The following is a 17,272-nucleotide window of genomic DNA, read 5'->3' as shown; positions in this document are numbered from 1 at the left end:
AGGTCATTTTTTGAAGAGGGACACATTGGCTTACTAACTCAACATCGGCAGTAGTGTAGTAGTGAATTGAATAAGACAATCAGAATGGAGAACAATGAATATGGCTGGAAGAATTTCCGTTACCCCCGAAGAATTACAGACCCAAGCACAAACTTATATCACTGCCCGTGATATGGTTCAAGATGCGATTAACCAGGTGGAACAAACTAATGGCGCCATTGAACAAGAGTGGAATGGTGCCGCTTTTCGGGCCTATTTGGAGCAATATAATCAGTTAAAAGGCCAAGTAAATCAATTTAATGAGCTGCTGGTTTCAATTAATAACCAATTGAAGCAATATGCAACCACGGTGGAGCAGCGTGATCAAGAAGATGCGCAACGTTTTGGCTTGCAATAATTAGCAAACTCAATTAAATGCCAGACGATAGCGGTATGCTATCGTTTTTTATTTTAACTATGGAAGAGGAACGTGTTTATGCGAGAAAAAATAAGGGCAATAGCTGGGATACTGCTGGATTTTTTATTGACTTATCAACAAGTAACTAGCAGTCAATCACTGACTTGGGGACCGATATGGAGAGTGTTGAAAGGATTATGGCCTAAAGGGGGTTGGGGATTTTTAGGGTCACTGGGTTATGAGCGATGACAGTTGAAGAGCAGTGGATAGCATTAGAATTAATATATCAAGAGCAATCTCTAGATTTAAAAATTAGTCGCCAAATTACGGTGGCTCAGTTGCATGAACGTTTAAAACCATTATTACAACAACGGTTTGGGATTCAAACGGCCTATCGTTTGCGACTTTGGCAAAGGAGCCAAACGTTTGAAGGGCCAATATCGGCCTTAGCAATTGGCGATGGGGAGCGGTTAATAGTTGAGTTGGTGGCAAACTAATATGGCTGAAATCAGTAATGGGGACAGTAAAATACAATTTAACCAAGTGACGACTGGTTTTCAGGTTAACTTACCATTGGTTACCTTATCTATGACTGATATGGCGCTTTTGGAGGAAATTTTAGCGGATGCCTCTACAACTTTTTTAAAAGGAAGAGTTATTTTAAACGCCACTGAGCTCCAGATTTCCTACGATAATCCCTGTCATTGGCCGACTTTATCGCAAATTATTTTTCAAAAAAATCTATTTCAGCGTCTACAAATGGCTATTGCTCTGGTAACTTTAGCTTTAAATCAACAAGGGCAAAACCAAGTTTTTTGGCATCCAGATAATTTGTTGTGGGCGGGGGATAATTATTTACAAGTGGCTCATCGGGGCGTTGTTGGTTTAATTGAGTGGCACGACTGTAGCAATGATAACCAATTTAGACAGGTAAGAGCGCTCGTCACTTATTTGATGATGCCCCATTTAGATTACGAACTTTTAAGTGCTAACGCAGGCCTCTTGCGGTATGAATATGAGCCTAAGGAGGGACTAATATTAGCTCTGGAAAAAGCTCAAGATTTACAAGACTTATCAACATATTTAAATCATAGTTTAGCTGAGCAAATATCAGAAAATAACCAGCGATATCAACAGATTAGTAAAGTTAAGCATCGTTTTTATCAATGGGGACTTGGGGGATTACTGGTCTTAGTCATTACGTTGTTAACTGTTTTAGGATACGGCTATCAAGAAAGCTTATTTCACCAGCGAGTAATTAGGGCCCAATCCCAGTTTCAACAAGGACACTATCAAACGACCGTGACCACTTTAAGGAAGGATGACCCGCAGCGTTTTGATCATCAACTGTTGTATATTACTGCCTTTGCTTACGCTAACTTAGATGTTAATCATGATCAGCGTCAGTCAAATAGCCAAAATATTATGCCTGGATCAGCACGTCAATATTTATTGTATTGGGTTTATTTAGGGCGATCTCAATCACAGCGAGCTATTTCTATAGCTAAGGGACTTGGAAATCAGGATTTGATTGTTAGAGCTTATCAGCAATTGGTCCGGGAAACGGAGTGCAATGAAGAACTAGACGATGAAGAAAAGGAAAAACGATTAAATACTTATCAAAAGGAAATTGATTTATATAACAAAAAATTGGGAGAAAATGGTCGTGCAAAAAACAGTTAGCCTTTTTAAAATTTACTATTGGGATACTGTTTTTTGGCAAGGGGAGCTATCAGTAGCACAATGGGAAGAAAAATTACCCAATGGCCAGCGAATTTGGCTGAAACAGGGGCAAGTCCAACTAAATGAAGACGGACCGATTGAATTAGGACAAGTTATTTCCTTATCGACTAGTTATTTAGTAGTGTTAGTGGCTAATGAACAAATGATATTATCCTTTGTGCAACCGTCTAATCAACGACTACTCATCAGTGGGAAAAATGTGCCAGGCCACCTAGTAGGTACTAATGAGTTTTTTAATCAGATTGTTTATGTTAAGCCAGCTATAAAAGTGGGCACTTATCACTTACAAATTCCTGAAATAGCAGCGAATAAACAGATTTATTTAAATGGGTCGGCCATATCAGTTGGTGGCGATGAAATCGACTTTGAGCCGGGAAATACGCTTTTTTGTAATGGGCTCTTAATCATCAATGAAGGACCATACTGGCAGATAATGGTAGTGTGTGGTTGTTGTCGTTATGATTCTAAATGTTTAATTCCTCAACAAGGAATGCAGTGGTCACCAAAGGATTTTCCGTATCATTATCCTAGTTCCCGTTTTGTATTAGCCCCGCCGAGTAGTGATGATATTGAGTTAAAGACGCCCCAACAAATGACAGCTGAATCTAATACTGGATTGTGGCGAACCATTATTCCAGTGCTGGGGATGCTTTTAGCGAGTGGGGTGTTGGTACTTGTATCACACCAGAACCCTGTTATGATGATAACCATGATTATCATGGCTGTGGTGACGATTGGCCTGAGCTTGACGGAATATTTTAAAAATAAACGTCAACAAAAGCGCCGACAACAAGCTGATGAAAAAAATTACTGGCAATATTTGTATCGTCAGTGTGCTCGGTTAAGCTATTTACAGCGTCAGGAAAGCCGGCGCCTGGCTGATTGCTATCCGGATTTGAAGCAGCTAATGACTATGGCTGACACTTACGATAGTCGTATTTATGAACGGGTACCAAATAAGGATGATTTTTTAAAAATTCGAGTGGGTACGGGAAGAATTACCAGCCAGTATCGCTTTCAATATCAAGATGATGAGTTGAAAACAACCGGTATTTGGGTAAAGATACGGCAAGCGGTGTTGAAACCTCAGCAACATCTATTCCAGGCACCCATAACATTAAATTTGCAAACCAATGTCGGTTTAGTGGCTGAGTATGCAATTGCTCGTTTAATTGTTAAAAATTGGTTACTACAACTTGCTTTTTTTCATAGTTATCAACATGTTCAATTTTTAGTTTTACTACCTTCGGAAGATCAAAAATTCTGGTGGCCATTGCGCTGGTTAAAACAACTCGATTTGTCAGAAATAGACTTACGTGGATTTGTTTATGATGAGCAGAGCCAGTATTTGGTTTTAACTACTTTTCACCAACTATTAAACCAAAGGCGAGCGCGGGTTCAAGCAACTAGTGGAAATAAAGTCAAGTTTGCTATTCATTATTTATTAGTGGTTTTGGAAGACAAATGGCTATTACAGCATCCAATTTATCCATTATTATTGTCGGATTTAAGCTCCTTAAGCATCAGCATTGTTTGGGTACAAGGCAACAAGGGACAGTTACCATCTGAACTTGATACTGTTCTAACCTACAACAATACTCTGGTAGGCGAAATGCTGACGAAGGGGGATGCTTATCAGCAGTCCTTTGCGGCCTTATCGCTAACTAATAGTTTTTGTCAACGACGGTTTATTCGGAATTTAGCGAATTTAATCCATCCGCAATTAGAGCAGCAGTCTTTACCAGCAATGGTTTCTTTTTTGGATATCTATCGGGTAAGTCAAGTAAAAGAATTAAACATTGCCCAACGCTGGCAAAGAGCCAATCCAAGTCAGAGTTTAGCGGTACCATTGGGACTTGGAAGATCTAATCAAGTTCTCGAACTTGATTTGCATGAAAGTCAACACGGGCCTCATAGCTTAATCGCCGGGACGACAGGATCGGGTAAATCTGAATTACTGCAAAGTTATCTACTATCGTTGGCGGTAAATTTTAGTCCTGAGGATGTTGGTTTTATTGCTATTGATTTTAAAGGGGGTGGGTTGGCCAATCTGTTGGCTGAGTGTCCTCATTTACTAGGTAGCATTACCAATTTAGATGGGTCGCTTCTAAACCGGACTTTATTAAGTATTCGGGCTGAACTACATAAGCGTCAAAAGTTATTTAAAAAGTATCATGTGAACAACATTAATGATTATATGGCGTCCTATCGAGCAAAACAAAAAGGGACTAATTCAGTTTCTTTAATAGCATCACCGCAAAAACCGTTACCTCATTTATTTTTAGTAGCAGATGAATTTGCGGAGCTAAAGGCTCAAAAGCCGGAATTTATGCAGAAATTAATTTCAGTCGCGCGTATCGGGCGTTCCTTGGGCATTCATTTAGTGTTAGCGACTCAAAAGCCTAGTGGGATTGTGGACGAACAAATTTGGTCTAATATGAATTGTAAACTCGCTTTAAAGGTCCAAAATCAGGCCGATTCCAATGAAATATTAAAAACGCCCGATGCAGCCGATATTGTAGAAGCTGGTCGAGCTTATCTTCAAGTTGGAAATAATGAGCGCTATGAATTGTTCCAATCAGCTTGGAGTGGCGCTAAATACACGTTCAAGGCATCGAACCCCATGTCAATAGCTGATGATATTTGGTTGATTAACCGTTTTGGACAAAATCAAGCAATTCCGCCTTTGAAAAATACTACTCAGTTGTGGAAGAAGGCTAGTGGTAGCCAATTGCATGCTATTTTAGGAGAAATTCAGCGAGTACAGACCCAAAGTCGGTATCAACTACCTGATAAACCGTGGTTACCACCTTTACCACGGAAAATCAACTTGGATAGTATCGATTATGAGCAAAATTGGCAAAAAAACCTTAATTTAAAGGCTCCGATGGGGTGGATTGATTTACCAGATCAACAACAGCAGATTATCTGGTATTTTGATATACAACGAGCCGGACATACAATCATCTTGGGGAGTGTTGGTACTGGTAAAAGTACCTTTTTACAGACTTTAATTATGACTTTAGCGCAACAGAATAATCCTCGACTGCTTCAGTTTAATTTATTTGATTTTAGTCACAATGGGCTATATATTTTTAATTCACTACCGCATGTGCGTGATGTCTGCTCCTTAGAAAATTCTGAAAAATGTTTGAAATTTATGCGCTATTTATGTCAGGAATTAAATCGTCGTCAAACTCTACTACAACAACATCAGGCAACTAATTGGCAACAGTACTGTCAGCAAGTCAAAGAGCCCGAAGTAATTCAAGTGATTGTATTTGATGGTTATGACAATTTGCATGGTGCTGGTTTTGAGCAGGAATTTGAGCAAGGATTAGTCCAATTATTAAAAGCAGGTAGTCGATTAGGTATGTATCTCCTGTTAACTGGCTTGCGTGAAAATAGCCTACGTCTCGCGCTGAGTAGTTTAGTTTCCAATAAATTAATTTATTATTTAAATGATGAGCACAGTGTCTATCATTTACTGGGAGGTGATCGCTTGCCAGTCGAAAATATACCGGGTCGCCTGCAGTTGAAATATAAAGGACGGGTAGTGACTGCTCAAACGGGACTGGTGGCTACAGGAAAAGATAGCTTATCGACGATACGGGCAATGGTTAAATCGCTAGAACATGCTTGGTTTGGGGCTGTTCCAGCAGCTATTCCCATGGTCCCTCGACATCTTAGTTTTAAAAAGTTTTGGACACAATCAGCAATCCAGTTAATGTTAAAAAAGGGACAATTACCAATTGGCTTAGAATTAGAAGAAGCAAAAATCTGTTCACTATCCTTAACCCAGGAAGGGGTGTATTCATTAATTTATGATGGACTACTTCAGCGCGATAGCTTACATCAAATCATTTTACAAACATTAACTAGTCTTCCTAAGAACTGGCAAGGGCTTGTTTTAGATGTGAATGATGAGCTACGTGATTGCTCTTTAAAGCAACGGATTGCTCGACAGAGGATAGTGGCTAAAATTCAAGATTTGATTGCAATCGTAAAACAAGGTTTAGTTAAAAATGACTTTGACTATTACAGGGTTATTTATATTACTGACTTACAGGAACTGATTCAGTTAGGAATTCAAGTTAAGCAATTAGAATTACTTTTCCAACAAGGTAAAAAATTCGGAATTCATCTCCTCTTAATGGTTAATAGTACTTATTTAAACACAAACTATGACCCTATTAGCAGGTTGGTGAAAAATAATTTTACAGTCGGCCTATACGGTGGTGTTCTGTCTAATCAGAATTATCTATCTGTACCATTTAGTGGCCAGTTAACTCAATTGGCCGATGATGAAATGTACTATATCAATCATCGCCAGGTTCAACGGATTAAATTAGCAACTTAACTATATAAAAAAGGCCCCTCTAATAAACGTTAGAGGGACCTTTTTGGTTTAATTAGATGTTGAACGTTTGCTTAGTTTGACAACGCCTTCCCACCGTGGTGTTTGTGGGAACATATCAATGGGCTGGATATAGTCAACTCGATAAATTTTACTTAAATCAACCAAATCGCGAGCGAGTGTAGAGGGATTACATGATAGGTAAACCATTTTATTAGGTTGAGATTTTAAAATAGCACGTTTTAGCCTGATATCTAAGCCTAAGCGTGGTGGGTCAACAATTAAAGCAGTTGGTAGCCAACCTTCATCCTGCCATTTAGGTAAAATTTGTTCAGCCGTTCCGGCCTCATAACTGGCATTTTGAATATCATTTATTTCGGCGTTGTGATTGGCGTCTGCAACGGCTTCTGGAATAATTTCCATGCCGCGCACTTCCTTGACCTGTCGTGCAATCGAAAGGCCTAAGGTTCCTACACCAGCGTAAGCGTCAACTAATCGGTCAGTTGCTTGGGGATGTAGGGCAGTTAAGGCTTCTTCATAGGCAACTAACATCTGTTCATAATTTAGTTGCAAGAAGGCGCGTGGGGATAAATCAAAATTTTGTCCTAGAATTTCTTCCTCCAAATAATCAGATCCCCAGAGTTTAAAGGTCTCTTCACCCCAAATTAAACTTTGACGGCCAGGATTAACATTCTGGAAAATACCGTTTATTTCTGGCATACTAGTCTGAATTTTTTCTAATAGCGCTGGTAACCCAGGAAAATCAACTTGATTGGTAATGAGAGTTAATTGTGCCTGTCCAGTGGTTGCTGAAGAACGAACCACAATTGTTTTAACTACCCCTTTATTCTTATCTTCGTTATAAATTGAAACGGATAATTCATCTAAGATTTTAGCGACTTGACGAACGATTTTCATCGTTAAACGATCTTGGGTCTGTACATCGGGAAGATCAACTAAATCATGACTACCACGCTGGAACATACCAACAATAATATCTCCGTGATATTTTCGGACTGGAAACTGAACTTTATTACGATAATGGTAGGGATTGTCCATACCCAAGGCTGGTTTAATAGTATAGTCTTGCCAGCCCTTGGGTTGGAATTTTTCTAGCGCTTGGCGAATTAAATCTTCTTTGTATTTGAGTTGGGCTGGATAGGCTAGGTGCTCAAGTTCAAAACCACCGACTTGATCAGCAAATTCATCAACAGGGGTTACTCGATCTGGACTGGCGGTACGAATTGTTACTACACGAGCCTGAAGATATTTTTCTTGTACCTCGGTTACCTTGGCAGTCACGACTTCACCAGGCAAAGCTCCAGGAATAAAGACAATTTTGTGCTTGAAATAGCCGATTCCTTCACCATTTATTCCTAAGCGTTTAATGGTAAGGGGGAACTTTTGGCCAACTTTAACCATAATTTGATTCCGGTTGGGACGCTTTGCATATGAACCTTGTTTATAATTTGAAGACATATTTTTCCTTTATGGTGGCTATTATTCAATCCGAACAAAGTAAGAATGGATATCGGTTTGAAATAGTTTATGGATGTGCTGCATCAACAATAGTAACCAACTAATGGCTAATGCAAGGGCAATAATTTCAAAAGCAGTCAGTGATAGGTAGCGGATGATGTAAAAAAGGGTCATGGAAATGGCCATACCACCGGCAGTTAAATAAGAAAAAGTGATGAATTCCTTAGTGGCATTTGGTAAAAGGACTTTTAAACCAATCATTGGAATGGCAGTAAAAAGAATCAGACAATTAGCAATTGAATCGTGCAAAATATGAAACAAACCCTGATTGTTTGGAATAGCGCCGATGCAGGCTAAGCTTAGCGCATCTAAAGTTAAAAGGGCTCGTAGCGTAATTAATCGCCAATTTTTAGGGAAGCGCTGTTGAATTGGTACAAATAAATAGTCGATTAAAGTAATCCAAATTAAGCCTGAAATCATGAGCGTGGCATTAAATGTCCAAGAAAATTGGGCTTGATTTGTGCCTAAAAAACTAAAGTTATGCTGCCACCATAATAATTGACTATTGGTCACCATCGAAACCAACACACCACCGACGATAGTTAGCACTAACAAAGCTGTTATGTAAGTAGTTGAGGCTAGTAAGGCAGAATAAATCATCAAAAAATTGGTGATACTAATAAACATAAAAAATAAAATGGTAGCAGTAATTAAATCAAAACTTGCATTTTGAAAAAGATAACCAATGGCCCAAAAAGTACCGATGGTAATAAAGGCTTGCATGGTAGCAAAGGCGATGATGAGCGTCGGTGTTAAACGCCAGGCCACACGCCGGTCTTCAGGGCTAGATAACTGGCGAGTTTGTTGTACATGGGTCCAGATAAAACCAACCATTCCACTGATTTCACCCAGCAAAATCACGGAAGTTGCAATTGAATTGCTGCCTGTCAGTGGGATGATACTACGCTGTTGATAGTACGCTACCAGGAAGAAGATCGCCGTGCTAATCAATGAAGGAAATAAGAACCATCGGATTGAAATATCTTCTGATTGATTTTCCTGATTTGGACGGGTAATATTAACAGCTTTGTTTTTAAGGGTGATTTCAACCTCTTCCCCATGGGCAATACCAATCTTCTCCAAGAGTGGTTTGGGAACATTGATTTGATAATAATCTTTTGACATGAAGGCCTCCGGCCAAGTACAGTACTTTAAGTTTAAATGCTTCCTAATTTTATAAAAAAAAGTGAAAAATAGATATAGCACACTTGTGTTATATCATATATGTGCTATAATAATAAACGTAAGGAGGGCGAGGGTAGATATGAAAGAAGGTGAAGATGATGGTACGCTTCAATATCAAAGCGTATTTAGATGATCGAGCGTTAACTATTTATCGAGTCTCTAAGGTCTCGGGCTATGGCTATACCACGATTCATCGTTCTTTTAATAAGATTCAAACGACTGCTACAAGTCTTAATCTTCGTGATTTAGATGCTCTAGCACGAGCGCAACATATGGAAATGTGGCAGGTGCTTCGTGAGCTAGAACATCATTATCTTAATGACGAAGATGAATCCGAACAGAATAATTAATTCTATTTTATAAATATTAAAAATTAACAAGGAAGGTAGATATATATTATGGCAAACAACAACGGAATGTACGATCCATTTGGATCAGACATGAATAGTATTTTTAATAGCATGATGGGTGGTATGAACGGCATGAACTCAGAAAACCGTCGCTACCTAATTAATGGCCGCGAGGTTACACCGGAAGAGTTCGCTCAATATCGTCAAACTGGTAAATTACCTCAAGACGCAGCTGCTGGTGCCAATGTAGCCGGTAACGGTCGGCCAGCCGCACAACAGCCTGGTCAGGTTAAAGACGGCGGTATGTTAGCTAAGTTGGGTCGTAACTTAACCAAAGAAGCTCGCGACGGTTTGTTAGATCCTGTTATTGGTCGTAACCGCGAAATTCAAGAGACTGCCGAAATTTTAAGTCGGCGGACTAAGAACAATCCTGTTTTAGTCGGTGATGCCGGTGTTGGTAAGACTGCGGTTGTGGAAGGATTAGCTCAGGCGATTGTGAATGGGGATGTTCCTGCTCCAATCAAAGGTAAGGAAATTTATTCCATCGATATTTCTTCAATTGAAGCCGGAACTCAGTTCCGGGGTGCTTTTGAAGAAAATGTTCAAAAGTTAGTCGAAGAAGTTAAGGCCGCTGGTAATGTGGTGTTGTTCTTTGATGAAATCCATCAAATTCTTGGTGCTGGAAGTACCGGTGGTGAAGATGGTGGTAAAGGTTTGGCTGATATTTTGAAGCCCGCCTTAAGTCGTGGTGAGTTGTCCTTGATTGGTGCAACAACTCAAGATGAATACCGTAATACCATTTTGAAGAATGCTGCTTTGGCTCGTCGTTTCAACGAAGTAACAGTTAATGCACCAAGTCCAGCTGACACGTTGAAGATTTTGCAGGGAATTGCCCCACTTTATGAGAAGCACCACAATGTGTCTTTGCCAGAATCTGTGCTTAAGGCTGCGGTGGATTACTCAGTACAATATATTCCACAGCGTAGTTTGCCAGATAAGGCGATTGATTTAATTGATATGACTGCCGCTCACTTGAGTGCTAAAAACCCAGTAACTAGTAAGGTTAGCTTGGAAAATCGCTTGAGTGAGTTAGAAAGTCAACGTGATCATGCTGTTAACGGTGAAGATTACGAAAAGGCTTTGCAAGTTAAAAATGAAATTGCTGATGTGCAAAAGAAAATTGCTGAAGCTGAGAAGAATCAGAAGGTTACTGCAACACCAAATGACGTGGCTGAAGCAGTTGAGCGTTTGACTGGTATTCCAGTTGCTCAGATGGGTGCTTCAGATATCGAACGCTTAAAGAAGATTGATGAGCGTTTGGCTGGTAAGGTGATTGGTCAAGATGAAGCTGTTCAAATGGTTGCCCGAGCAATCCGTCGTAACCGTGCTGGTTTTGATGAAGGTAATCGACCAATTGGTTCCTTCCTCTTCGTTGGGCCTACAGGTGTTGGTAAGACTGAGCTAGCTAAGCAATTGGCGCTTGATATGTTTGGTAGTAAGGAAAATATCATTCGTTTGGATATGAGTGAGTATTCTGACTTGACTGCTGTTTCAAAGTTGATTGGTGCTACCGCCGGTTATGTAGGCTATGAAGACAACAGTAATACTTTGACTGAAAAGGTTCGTCGTAATCCTTACTCAATCGTGCTTCTTGATGAAATTGAAAAGGCTAACCCTCAAGTATTGACTTTGCTTTTGCAAGTGATGGACGATGGTCGTTTGACAGATGGGCAAGGAAACGTTGTTAACTTTAAAAACACGGTGATTATCGCTACTTCTAACGCTGGATTTGGTAACGGTAATGAAGAAAGTGACAAGAAGTTAATGGATCGTTTGGCACCATACTTCCGTCCAGAGTTCTTAAACCGGTTCAACGGCGTAGTTGAATTCAGTGCTTTAACTAAAGAAGACTTAAGGCAAATTGTTGATTTAATGTTAAATGATGTTAATAAGACCTTGGCCAAGAAGGATTTAACGTTAGCAGTTTCTGATGATGTTAAGAATCACTTGATTGAAGAAGGCTATGACGAGGCTCTGGGTGCTCGTCCACTTCGTCGAGTAATTGAACAACAGATTCGTGATCAAGTAACTGATTTCTATCTTGATAATCCAGGTGAAAAGCAATTAGCTGCTAACTTGGTTGATGGTAAAGTAGTGATTTCAGCTGTTATTACAGATGATAAGTAATAGAAAAAGGATCAAACCTAGGTTTGATCCTTTTTGTTTGTGCTGATTTTTTAAATTAAAACATCTTGATAATCATCATGATAGCGTTCAAAGAAAGCGATAGCGTAGGAACAAAGGGGTTGGATTTTTTGATGATTTTCCCGAGCTAAGCTAACGACTGCTTGAACTAACTGCTGCGCTACACCCTGGCCACGTAAACTTGGATCAACAAAGGTATGGTCAATTGCTAAGATTGTGTTGTCAGAGTTGGCCTGATAGGTTATTTCTGCTAATAAAGTATTGGCAGCTAGATAGTAATAGCGGCCTTGTTCATGTTGGAATTCCATAGTTTTTTCCTCCTAGATGGTTTCATTATACGATAAATCGGACTGTGAGGAAGGCGACTTAATGCCGTATAATAGAAAGGATAAAATTAAGAGGTGGTACAAATGACAACACGGGGTTTTGAAATTGTTAGTAAATATCAAAATGAGGATTTAACACTGCCACAACGCAGTACCTTTCAAGCTGCCGGATATGATTTTGAAGCGGCTCAAGATATCGTAATTTCTAGCATTATTCATCAAGATGCATTTCGCAAACTTAATCCATTAGCTTTGACGCGCCTTGATAAAGTGTTAGCCGACCCTAGTTGGCAAGAAATGCTTAAGCCTGTATTAATTCCCACGGGGATTAAAGCTTACATGGGGGCTGGTGAGTATTTGCAATTAGTGGCTCGTTCCAGTGCACCGATTAAAAAGCGAATGATGATGCCGAATGGTGTGGGTGTTGTTGATGCTGATTATTATGATAATACCAGCAACGAGGGTGAAATTTTTTTCCAATATATTAATTTTGGCTTACAAGACGTTCACATCAAGAAGGGGGAGCGGATTGGCCAAGGAATTTTCCTACCTTACTTGTTAGCTGATAACGATCAAACGATCCCCAAAGCCCAACGTCAAGGTGGATTCGGCTCCACTGGGGAGTATTAATGGCTAAAGCAAGAACACAATTTATTTGTTCTCAGTGTGGATTCAATTCCGCCCGTTATCTAGGACGCTGTCCAAACTGTGGACAGTGGGGTACCTTTGTTGAAGAAAAAATCCAACCTGAAAATACCAATCGCAAAGCTAGAGTTGGTCTAGATGGCCGGGCGGCTAAGGTTGAAAAAATAAATGAAATTAGTTTGGAAAATACACCTAAGGTAGCAACGCAGTTACAAGAGTTGAATCGTGTTTTGGGTGGCGGTGTGGTTGCGGGAACTTTGATCTTGATTGGTGGTGATCCCGGAATTGGTAAATCCACCTTGTTACTCCAAGTATCTGGTCAATTAGCCCATGCCGGCAAAGTTTTGTATGTGACCGGAGAAGAAAGTGCCAGTCAGGTTAAATTACGGGCGGATCGGCTTCATGTTGGCGGTGAAGATTTTTACCTTTATCCAGAAACCGATATGACCGCGATTAAAAAACAGGTGGAAGAACTAAAACCGGATTTTTTGGTGATTGATTCCGTACAAACAATGCAAGAACCGGACCTAAGTTCGGCCATTGGCTCAGTGTCTCAAATTCGAGAGGTGACCGCTGATTTACTTCAATTGGCTAAAACTAATAACATATCGATTTTTATTGTGGGGCATGTTACTAAGGATGGCGCCATTGCTGGCCCGAAAATTTTAGAACATATGGTTGATACGGTCCTCTATTTTGAAGGGGATCGACATTATAAGTATCGTATTTTGCGTGCCGTAAAAAATCGTTTTGGTGCAACTAATGAGTTGGGCATTTTTGAAATGCGAGACCGTGGCCTAGTAGAAGTGGCTAATCCATCCGAAATTTTCTTAGAAGAACGATTGGCTGGTGCCACTGGTTCGGCCATTGTGGTGGCTTTGGAAGGCTCCCGTCCGATTTTAGTAGAACTGCAGGCTTTGGTTACGCCCTCAGTTTTTGGGAATGCGCAGCGAACGGCTAGTGGTTTAGATCGTAATCGAGTTTCGTTAATCATGGCCGTCTTAGAAAAAAGATCTGGATTACTATTACAAAATCAGGATGCTTATTTGAAAGCTGCTGGTGGTGTTAAATTAGATGAACCAGCCATTGATTTAGCAGTGGCCGTCGCAATTGCTAGTTCATATCGTGATAAAGAATCACAGCCTAGTGATGTTTTTATTGGCGAAATCGGTTTAACTGGGGAAATTCGGAGTGTAGCTGATATTGAAAGCCGCCTAAAAGAAGCTCGAAAATTAGGTTTTCAACGCGCAATCGTCCCCAAGAATAATCTATCCGGTGCTGAGTTGCCAGAAGGTTTGCAAGTCCTTGGTGTGACTACCTTAAAAGAAGCGCTGCAGATTGCACTAGAGTAAATTTTAGACGGAATCTGTTGTATACTAGTTTTTGAACTTTTTAATTAAATTGAAGTAGATAGGAGAAAATACAATGACTGACGACGTTCGCGTTCGTTATGCACCATCACCCACTGGATATTTACACATCGGAAATGCTCGGACTGCCCTATTTAATTGGTTGTTTGCCCGCCATTACAACGGTACCTTTATTATTCGAATTGAAGATACTGATGCTAATCGTAATATTGCTAATGGGGAACAATCTCAGCTAGAAAACTTGGCTTGGCTTGGCTTAGATTGGGATGAGTCTCCTGACAAGGGTGGTGAGTTTGGCCCTTACCGCCAATCAGAACGGAATACTGATGGCATTTACCAAGCTTACATCGATGATCTATTGAAAAAAGGTTTGGCGTATAAATCTTATAAGACATCGGAAGAGTTGGCTCAAGAGCGAGAAGCTCAGCAAGCAGCAAAACAAGCGCCGCATTATGTTTATGAATATGAAGGTTTGTCCGACAGTCAGCGGGAAGCAAAATACGCTGAATTTGAAGCACAAGGTTTGAAACCCGTAATTCGTTTCCGTGTGCCAGAAGATAAAGTTTATGCTTGGGATGATATCGTTAAGGGACATATTGAAATTGGTGCCAAAGAAGTTGGTGGTGATTGGGTCATCCAAAAAGCTGATGGTATGCCAACTTATAATTTTGCAGTGGTAGTTGATGACCATCTGATGAAAATCACCCATGTTTTACGGGGGGATGACCACGTTTCTAACACACCTAAGCAAATGATGATTTACGAGGCTTTGGGTTGGTCAGTACCTGCTTTTGGACACATGGCTTTGATTATTAACGCTGCTACCGGAAAAAAACTATCCAAACGTGATAACGATGTTTTGCAGTTTGTCGAACAGTATCGTGAATTGGGTTATCAGCCCCAGGCCATGGATAATTTTATTGGCCTATTGGGTTGGTCACCAAAAGGTGAAGATGAAATTTTCAGTCTTGATCAATTTAAACAAATGTTTGACGAAAAGCGTTTAACGAAGGCCAATGCTAAGTTCGATCAAAAGAAGCTAGAGTGGATTAATAACCAGTGGATGCGCCGTGATAAAGAGAAGGTAATGCCACAGTTAATTCAAGAACTAGTTAATGCTGGCCTAATTACTGAAGAACAGGCCCAGACGAAAAAAGATTGGCTAGCTAATGTGATTGAGGTAGCCGGAGTGGATGGTATTTCATATACCCGTCAAATTGTTGATTTGGTACGGGAACCATTCTTTGAGTTAGGTGAAATTTCTGATGAAATGTTATCATATCTAACTTCTGAAGATGGCCATAAAGTTTATCAGGCTTGGAAAAAAGCCTATCAAGCTTTGCCAGCGGATGCTAGCGCTGAAGAATATATGGCGACTATTCGTTCAATTCAAAACGATTTAGAGATTAAGGGTCGTAATTTGTGGAATCCGATTCGAATTGCTACTACACACCAGATTCAAGGTCCTAATTTACCAGAGATGTTAGTATTACTGGATAAAAATAAGGTTTTGGCAACTATGGATGCCGTGGCTAAAAAATATTTAGGTTAATGGTTGAAAAGATGCAAGGTGCTCAAGCATCTTTTTTTATTTGTTATAATTAGAGGAACTATTTACGGAGAGCAACCATGTTAAAAGTCTATAATACTTATACGCTAACTAAAGAAACCTTTAATCCGATAACCCCAGGCCACATTAAAATGTATGTCTGTGGTCCAACGGTCTATAACTATATTCATTTGGGAAATGCACGGTCAGCAAGTGCCTTTGATACAATTCGTCGTTACTTAACATACCGTGGTTATCAGGTGGACTACGTTTCTAATTTCACTGATTTGGGTGATAAGGTTATTCAGCAAGCTCAAAAAGAGGGGTTGACTGAAGCTCAATTGGCGCAAAAATATGAAATGGCTTTTGATCAAGATACGGCGAAATTAAATATTATACCGGCCACTGTCCGTTCCAAAGCAACTGAGGTAATGACTGAAATTATTGACTTTGTAACTGATTTGCTGGAAAAAGGTTATGCCTACGAGGTTGAAGGGGATGTTTATTTTCGGGCTCGAAAATTCTCTAATTATGGTATTCTATCCCACCAGAATTTAAACGAAATGGAAGAAAACGCAGCTGGTCGCTTAAACGCTCAAGAGGCACTGCGCAAAGAAGATCCAATTGATTTTGCTCTGTGGAAGGGTGAACATCGTTCGGGAGTTCAAGCTTGGTCCTCACCATGGGGCTTTGGTCGTCCCGGTTGGCATATTGAATGTTCGGTCATGATTGATAAGTATCTTGGCCCAGCCATTGATCTTCACGGTGGTGGAATTGACTTGGCTTTTCCACACCATACTAACGAAATTGCTCAATCAGAAACTCATAGTGGTGAAGAATTTGTAAGGTATTGGTTACATAATGGGTTCGTAAATGTTAATCAAGAAAAAATGTCTAAGTCTTTGGGAAATTTTACGACGGTGCATGAATTACTTTCCCAGTATTCCGATGCTCAAACCCTACGCTTCTTGTTGACCAAAACGCACTATCGTCGGCCAATTAATTATAGCGACACTACGCTGGAACAAGCCCAAATAGAACTTGATCGTATTCGTCGGGCCTATCGCCGATTGGCTAAACGTGTAGCCGTAGAATCAATTAAAGATAGTACCGACGCAGCTGTTGAAGAACAGTTAAAATTAATTAAAGCTGATTTTATGGATGCGATGGATGATGATTTTAATACTGAGAACGGATTAGCAGTAATTTTTGAGTTAGTTACGCTAATTAACCAGTACGCTGATCAAAACTCATTACAGCTAGCAACTGCTCACCATCTACTAGATGCTCTCCAAACTTTAACGAGTATTTTTGGCATTGATAACTTGGAGCTAAAAGAATCCTTAAATGAGGAAGAACAACAGCTGCTGGATGCTCGTGCTCAAGCACGATTGATGAAAGACTTTACTGCTTCGGACCGACTACGGGATGAACTACTGGCTAAAGGAGTAGTGGTAAGAGATACTGTGCAAGGCCAAGAGTGGGAGAGAAAATAAAAAATATAAAAAAGAGCTTGCGAAGTAAAAAGAAACTTGGTATAGTAATAAAGTTCTGTTGCGAGGCGAGCGAGATGAACAACTTAAAAAAGTTGTTGTTGACAAGCGAG

The 17,272-nt window shown here is 40.0% G+C and carries 13 protein-coding genes; 10 read left to right on the top strand and 3 right to left on the bottom strand.

What is annotated here, in order from left to right; all coding sequences use genetic code 11:
* Nucleotides 1-100: 100 nt before the first annotated feature.
* The 4 genes from M4974_RS06645 (at nt 101) to essC (ending at nt 6,500) form a co-directional block, all read left to right on the top strand.
* Nucleotides 101-397, top strand: coding sequence for a WXG100 family type VII secretion target (locus M4974_RS06645; RefSeq protein ID WP_248706574.1), 297 nt, complete (start codon nt 101-103; stop codon nt 395-397).
* A gap of 245 nt (nt 398-642) precedes the next feature.
* Nucleotides 643-894 carry a hypothetical protein gene (locus M4974_RS06640; RefSeq protein WP_248706573.1) on the top strand — a complete coding sequence of 84 codons (252 nt, stop codon included), beginning with the start codon at nt 643-645 and terminating at the stop codon, nt 892-894.
* Between the two features lies 1 nt (nt 895).
* Nucleotides 896-2,080, top strand: a complete 1,185-nt coding sequence (locus M4974_RS06635) for a type VII secretion protein EssB/YukC (RefSeq protein ID WP_248706572.1) — start codon at nt 896-898, stop codon at nt 2,078-2,080.
* Nucleotides 2,064-6,500 carry a type VII secretion protein EssC gene (gene essC / locus M4974_RS06630; RefSeq protein ID WP_248715868.1) on the top strand — a complete coding sequence of 1,479 codons (4,437 nt, stop codon included), beginning with the start codon at nt 2,064-2,066 and terminating at the stop codon, nt 6,498-6,500. The genes M4974_RS06635 and essC overlap by 17 nt, the downstream gene beginning before the upstream one ends.
* Before the next feature lie 48 nt (nt 6,501-6,548).
* Here essC and rlmD read toward each other — a convergent pair whose 3' ends face one another.
* On the bottom strand, nt 6,549-7,976 hold the full coding sequence (gene rlmD, locus M4974_RS06625; RefSeq protein WP_248706570.1) for a 23S rRNA (uracil(1939)-C(5))-methyltransferase RlmD: 1,428 nt from the start codon (nt 7,974-7,976) through the stop codon (nt 6,549-6,551).
* Nucleotides 7,977-7,997: 21 nt separating this feature from the next.
* Nucleotides 7,998-9,161 (bottom strand): AbrB/MazE/SpoVT family DNA-binding domain-containing protein, encoded by a 1,164-nt coding sequence (locus M4974_RS06620; RefSeq protein WP_248706569.1) that lies wholly within the window; start codon nt 9,159-9,161, stop codon nt 7,998-8,000.
* Nucleotides 9,162-9,319: 158 nt separating this feature from the next.
* On the opposite strand from M4974_RS06620, the gene M4974_RS06615 reads away from it, so the two are divergent.
* Both M4974_RS06615 and M4974_RS06610 read left to right on the top strand, forming a co-directional pair.
* Nucleotides 9,320-9,571, top strand: a complete 252-nt coding sequence (locus M4974_RS06615) for a transcriptional regulator (protein ID WP_248706636.1) — start codon at nt 9,320-9,322, stop codon at nt 9,569-9,571.
* Between the two features lie 48 nt (nt 9,572-9,619).
* The gene (locus M4974_RS06610) at nt 9,620-11,758 is read left to right on the top strand and encodes an ATP-dependent Clp protease ATP-binding subunit (RefSeq protein ID WP_248706568.1); all 2,139 of its coding nucleotides are present in this window, start codon (nt 9,620-9,622) and stop codon (nt 11,756-11,758) included.
* Between the two features lie 50 nt (nt 11,759-11,808).
* On the opposite strand, the gene M4974_RS06605 is transcribed toward M4974_RS06610, so the two are convergent.
* The gene (locus M4974_RS06605; RefSeq protein ID WP_248706567.1) at nt 11,809-12,084 is read right to left on the bottom strand and encodes a GNAT family N-acetyltransferase; all 276 of its coding nucleotides are present in this window, start codon (nt 12,082-12,084) and stop codon (nt 11,809-11,811) included.
* A gap of 102 nt (nt 12,085-12,186) precedes the next feature.
* Here M4974_RS06605 and M4974_RS06600 point away from each other — a divergent pair, with 102 nt between their 5' ends.
* The 4 genes from M4974_RS06600 (at nt 12,187) to cysS (ending at nt 17,162) form a co-directional block, all read left to right on the top strand.
* Nucleotides 12,187-12,732 carry a dCTP deaminase/dUTPase family protein gene (locus M4974_RS06600; protein ID WP_248706566.1) on the top strand — a complete coding sequence of 182 codons (546 nt, stop codon included), beginning with the start codon at nt 12,187-12,189 and terminating at the stop codon, nt 12,730-12,732.
* Nucleotides 12,732-14,099: a DNA repair protein RadA gene (gene radA, locus M4974_RS06595; protein ID WP_248706565.1), complete on the top strand. Its 1,368-nt coding sequence runs from the start codon at nt 12,732-12,734 to the stop codon at nt 14,097-14,099. Before M4974_RS06600 ends, radA begins: the two co-directional genes overlap by 1 nt.
* Before the next feature lie 73 nt (nt 14,100-14,172).
* On the top strand, nt 14,173-15,669 hold the full coding sequence (gltX, locus tag M4974_RS06590) for a glutamate--tRNA ligase (RefSeq protein WP_248706564.1): 1,497 nt from the start codon (nt 14,173-14,175) through the stop codon (nt 15,667-15,669).
* A gap of 77 nt (nt 15,670-15,746) precedes the next feature.
* Nucleotides 15,747-17,162: a cysteine--tRNA ligase gene (gene cysS, locus M4974_RS06585; protein WP_248706563.1), complete on the top strand. Its 1,416-nt coding sequence runs from the start codon at nt 15,747-15,749 to the stop codon at nt 17,160-17,162.
* Nucleotides 17,163-17,272: the final 110 nt, after the last annotated feature.

It is taken from the genome of Convivina praedatoris (genome assembly GCF_933208495.1).
GTDB classification, from domain to species: domain Bacteria; phylum Bacillota; class Bacilli; order Lactobacillales; family Lactobacillaceae; genus Convivina; species Convivina praedatoris.
The sequence above is the reverse complement of the archived record's forward strand: the minus strand, read 5'-3'. Positions and strand labels throughout refer to the sequence as shown.

Excerpts from the sequence above, each read along its gene's own strand:
- M4974_RS06645 (WP_248706574.1), top strand. The coding sequence starts at position 101 with ATGGCTGGAAGAATTTCCGTTACCCCCGAAGAATTACAGACCCAAGCA.
- cysS (WP_248706563.1), top strand. The coding sequence starts at position 15,747 with ATGTTAAAAGTCTATAATACTTATACGCTAACTAAAGAAACCTTTAAT.
- rlmD (WP_248706570.1), bottom strand. The coding sequence starts at position 7,976 with ATGTCTTCAAATTATAAACAAGGTTCATATGCAAAGCGTCCCAACCGG.
- gltX (WP_248706564.1), top strand. The coding sequence starts at position 14,173 with ATGACTGACGACGTTCGCGTTCGTTATGCACCATCACCCACTGGATAT.
- M4974_RS06610 (WP_248706568.1), top strand. The coding sequence starts at position 9,620 with ATGGCAAACAACAACGGAATGTACGATCCATTTGGATCAGACATGAAT.
- radA (WP_248706565.1), top strand. The coding sequence starts at position 12,732 with ATGGCTAAAGCAAGAACACAATTTATTTGTTCTCAGTGTGGATTCAAT.
- M4974_RS06620 (WP_248706569.1), bottom strand. The coding sequence starts at position 9,161 with ATGTCAAAAGATTATTATCAAATCAATGTTCCCAAACCACTCTTGGAG.
- M4974_RS06635 (WP_248706572.1), top strand. The coding sequence starts at position 896 with ATGGCTGAAATCAGTAATGGGGACAGTAAAATACAATTTAACCAAGTG.
- M4974_RS06605 (WP_248706567.1), bottom strand. The coding sequence starts at position 12,084 with ATGGAATTCCAACATGAACAAGGCCGCTATTACTATCTAGCTGCCAAT.
- M4974_RS06600 (WP_248706566.1), top strand. The coding sequence starts at position 12,187 with ATGACAACACGGGGTTTTGAAATTGTTAGTAAATATCAAAATGAGGAT.
- M4974_RS06615 (WP_248706636.1), top strand. The coding sequence starts at position 9,320 with ATGGTACGCTTCAATATCAAAGCGTATTTAGATGATCGAGCGTTAACT.
- M4974_RS06640 (WP_248706573.1), top strand. The coding sequence starts at position 643 with ATGACAGTTGAAGAGCAGTGGATAGCATTAGAATTAATATATCAAGAG.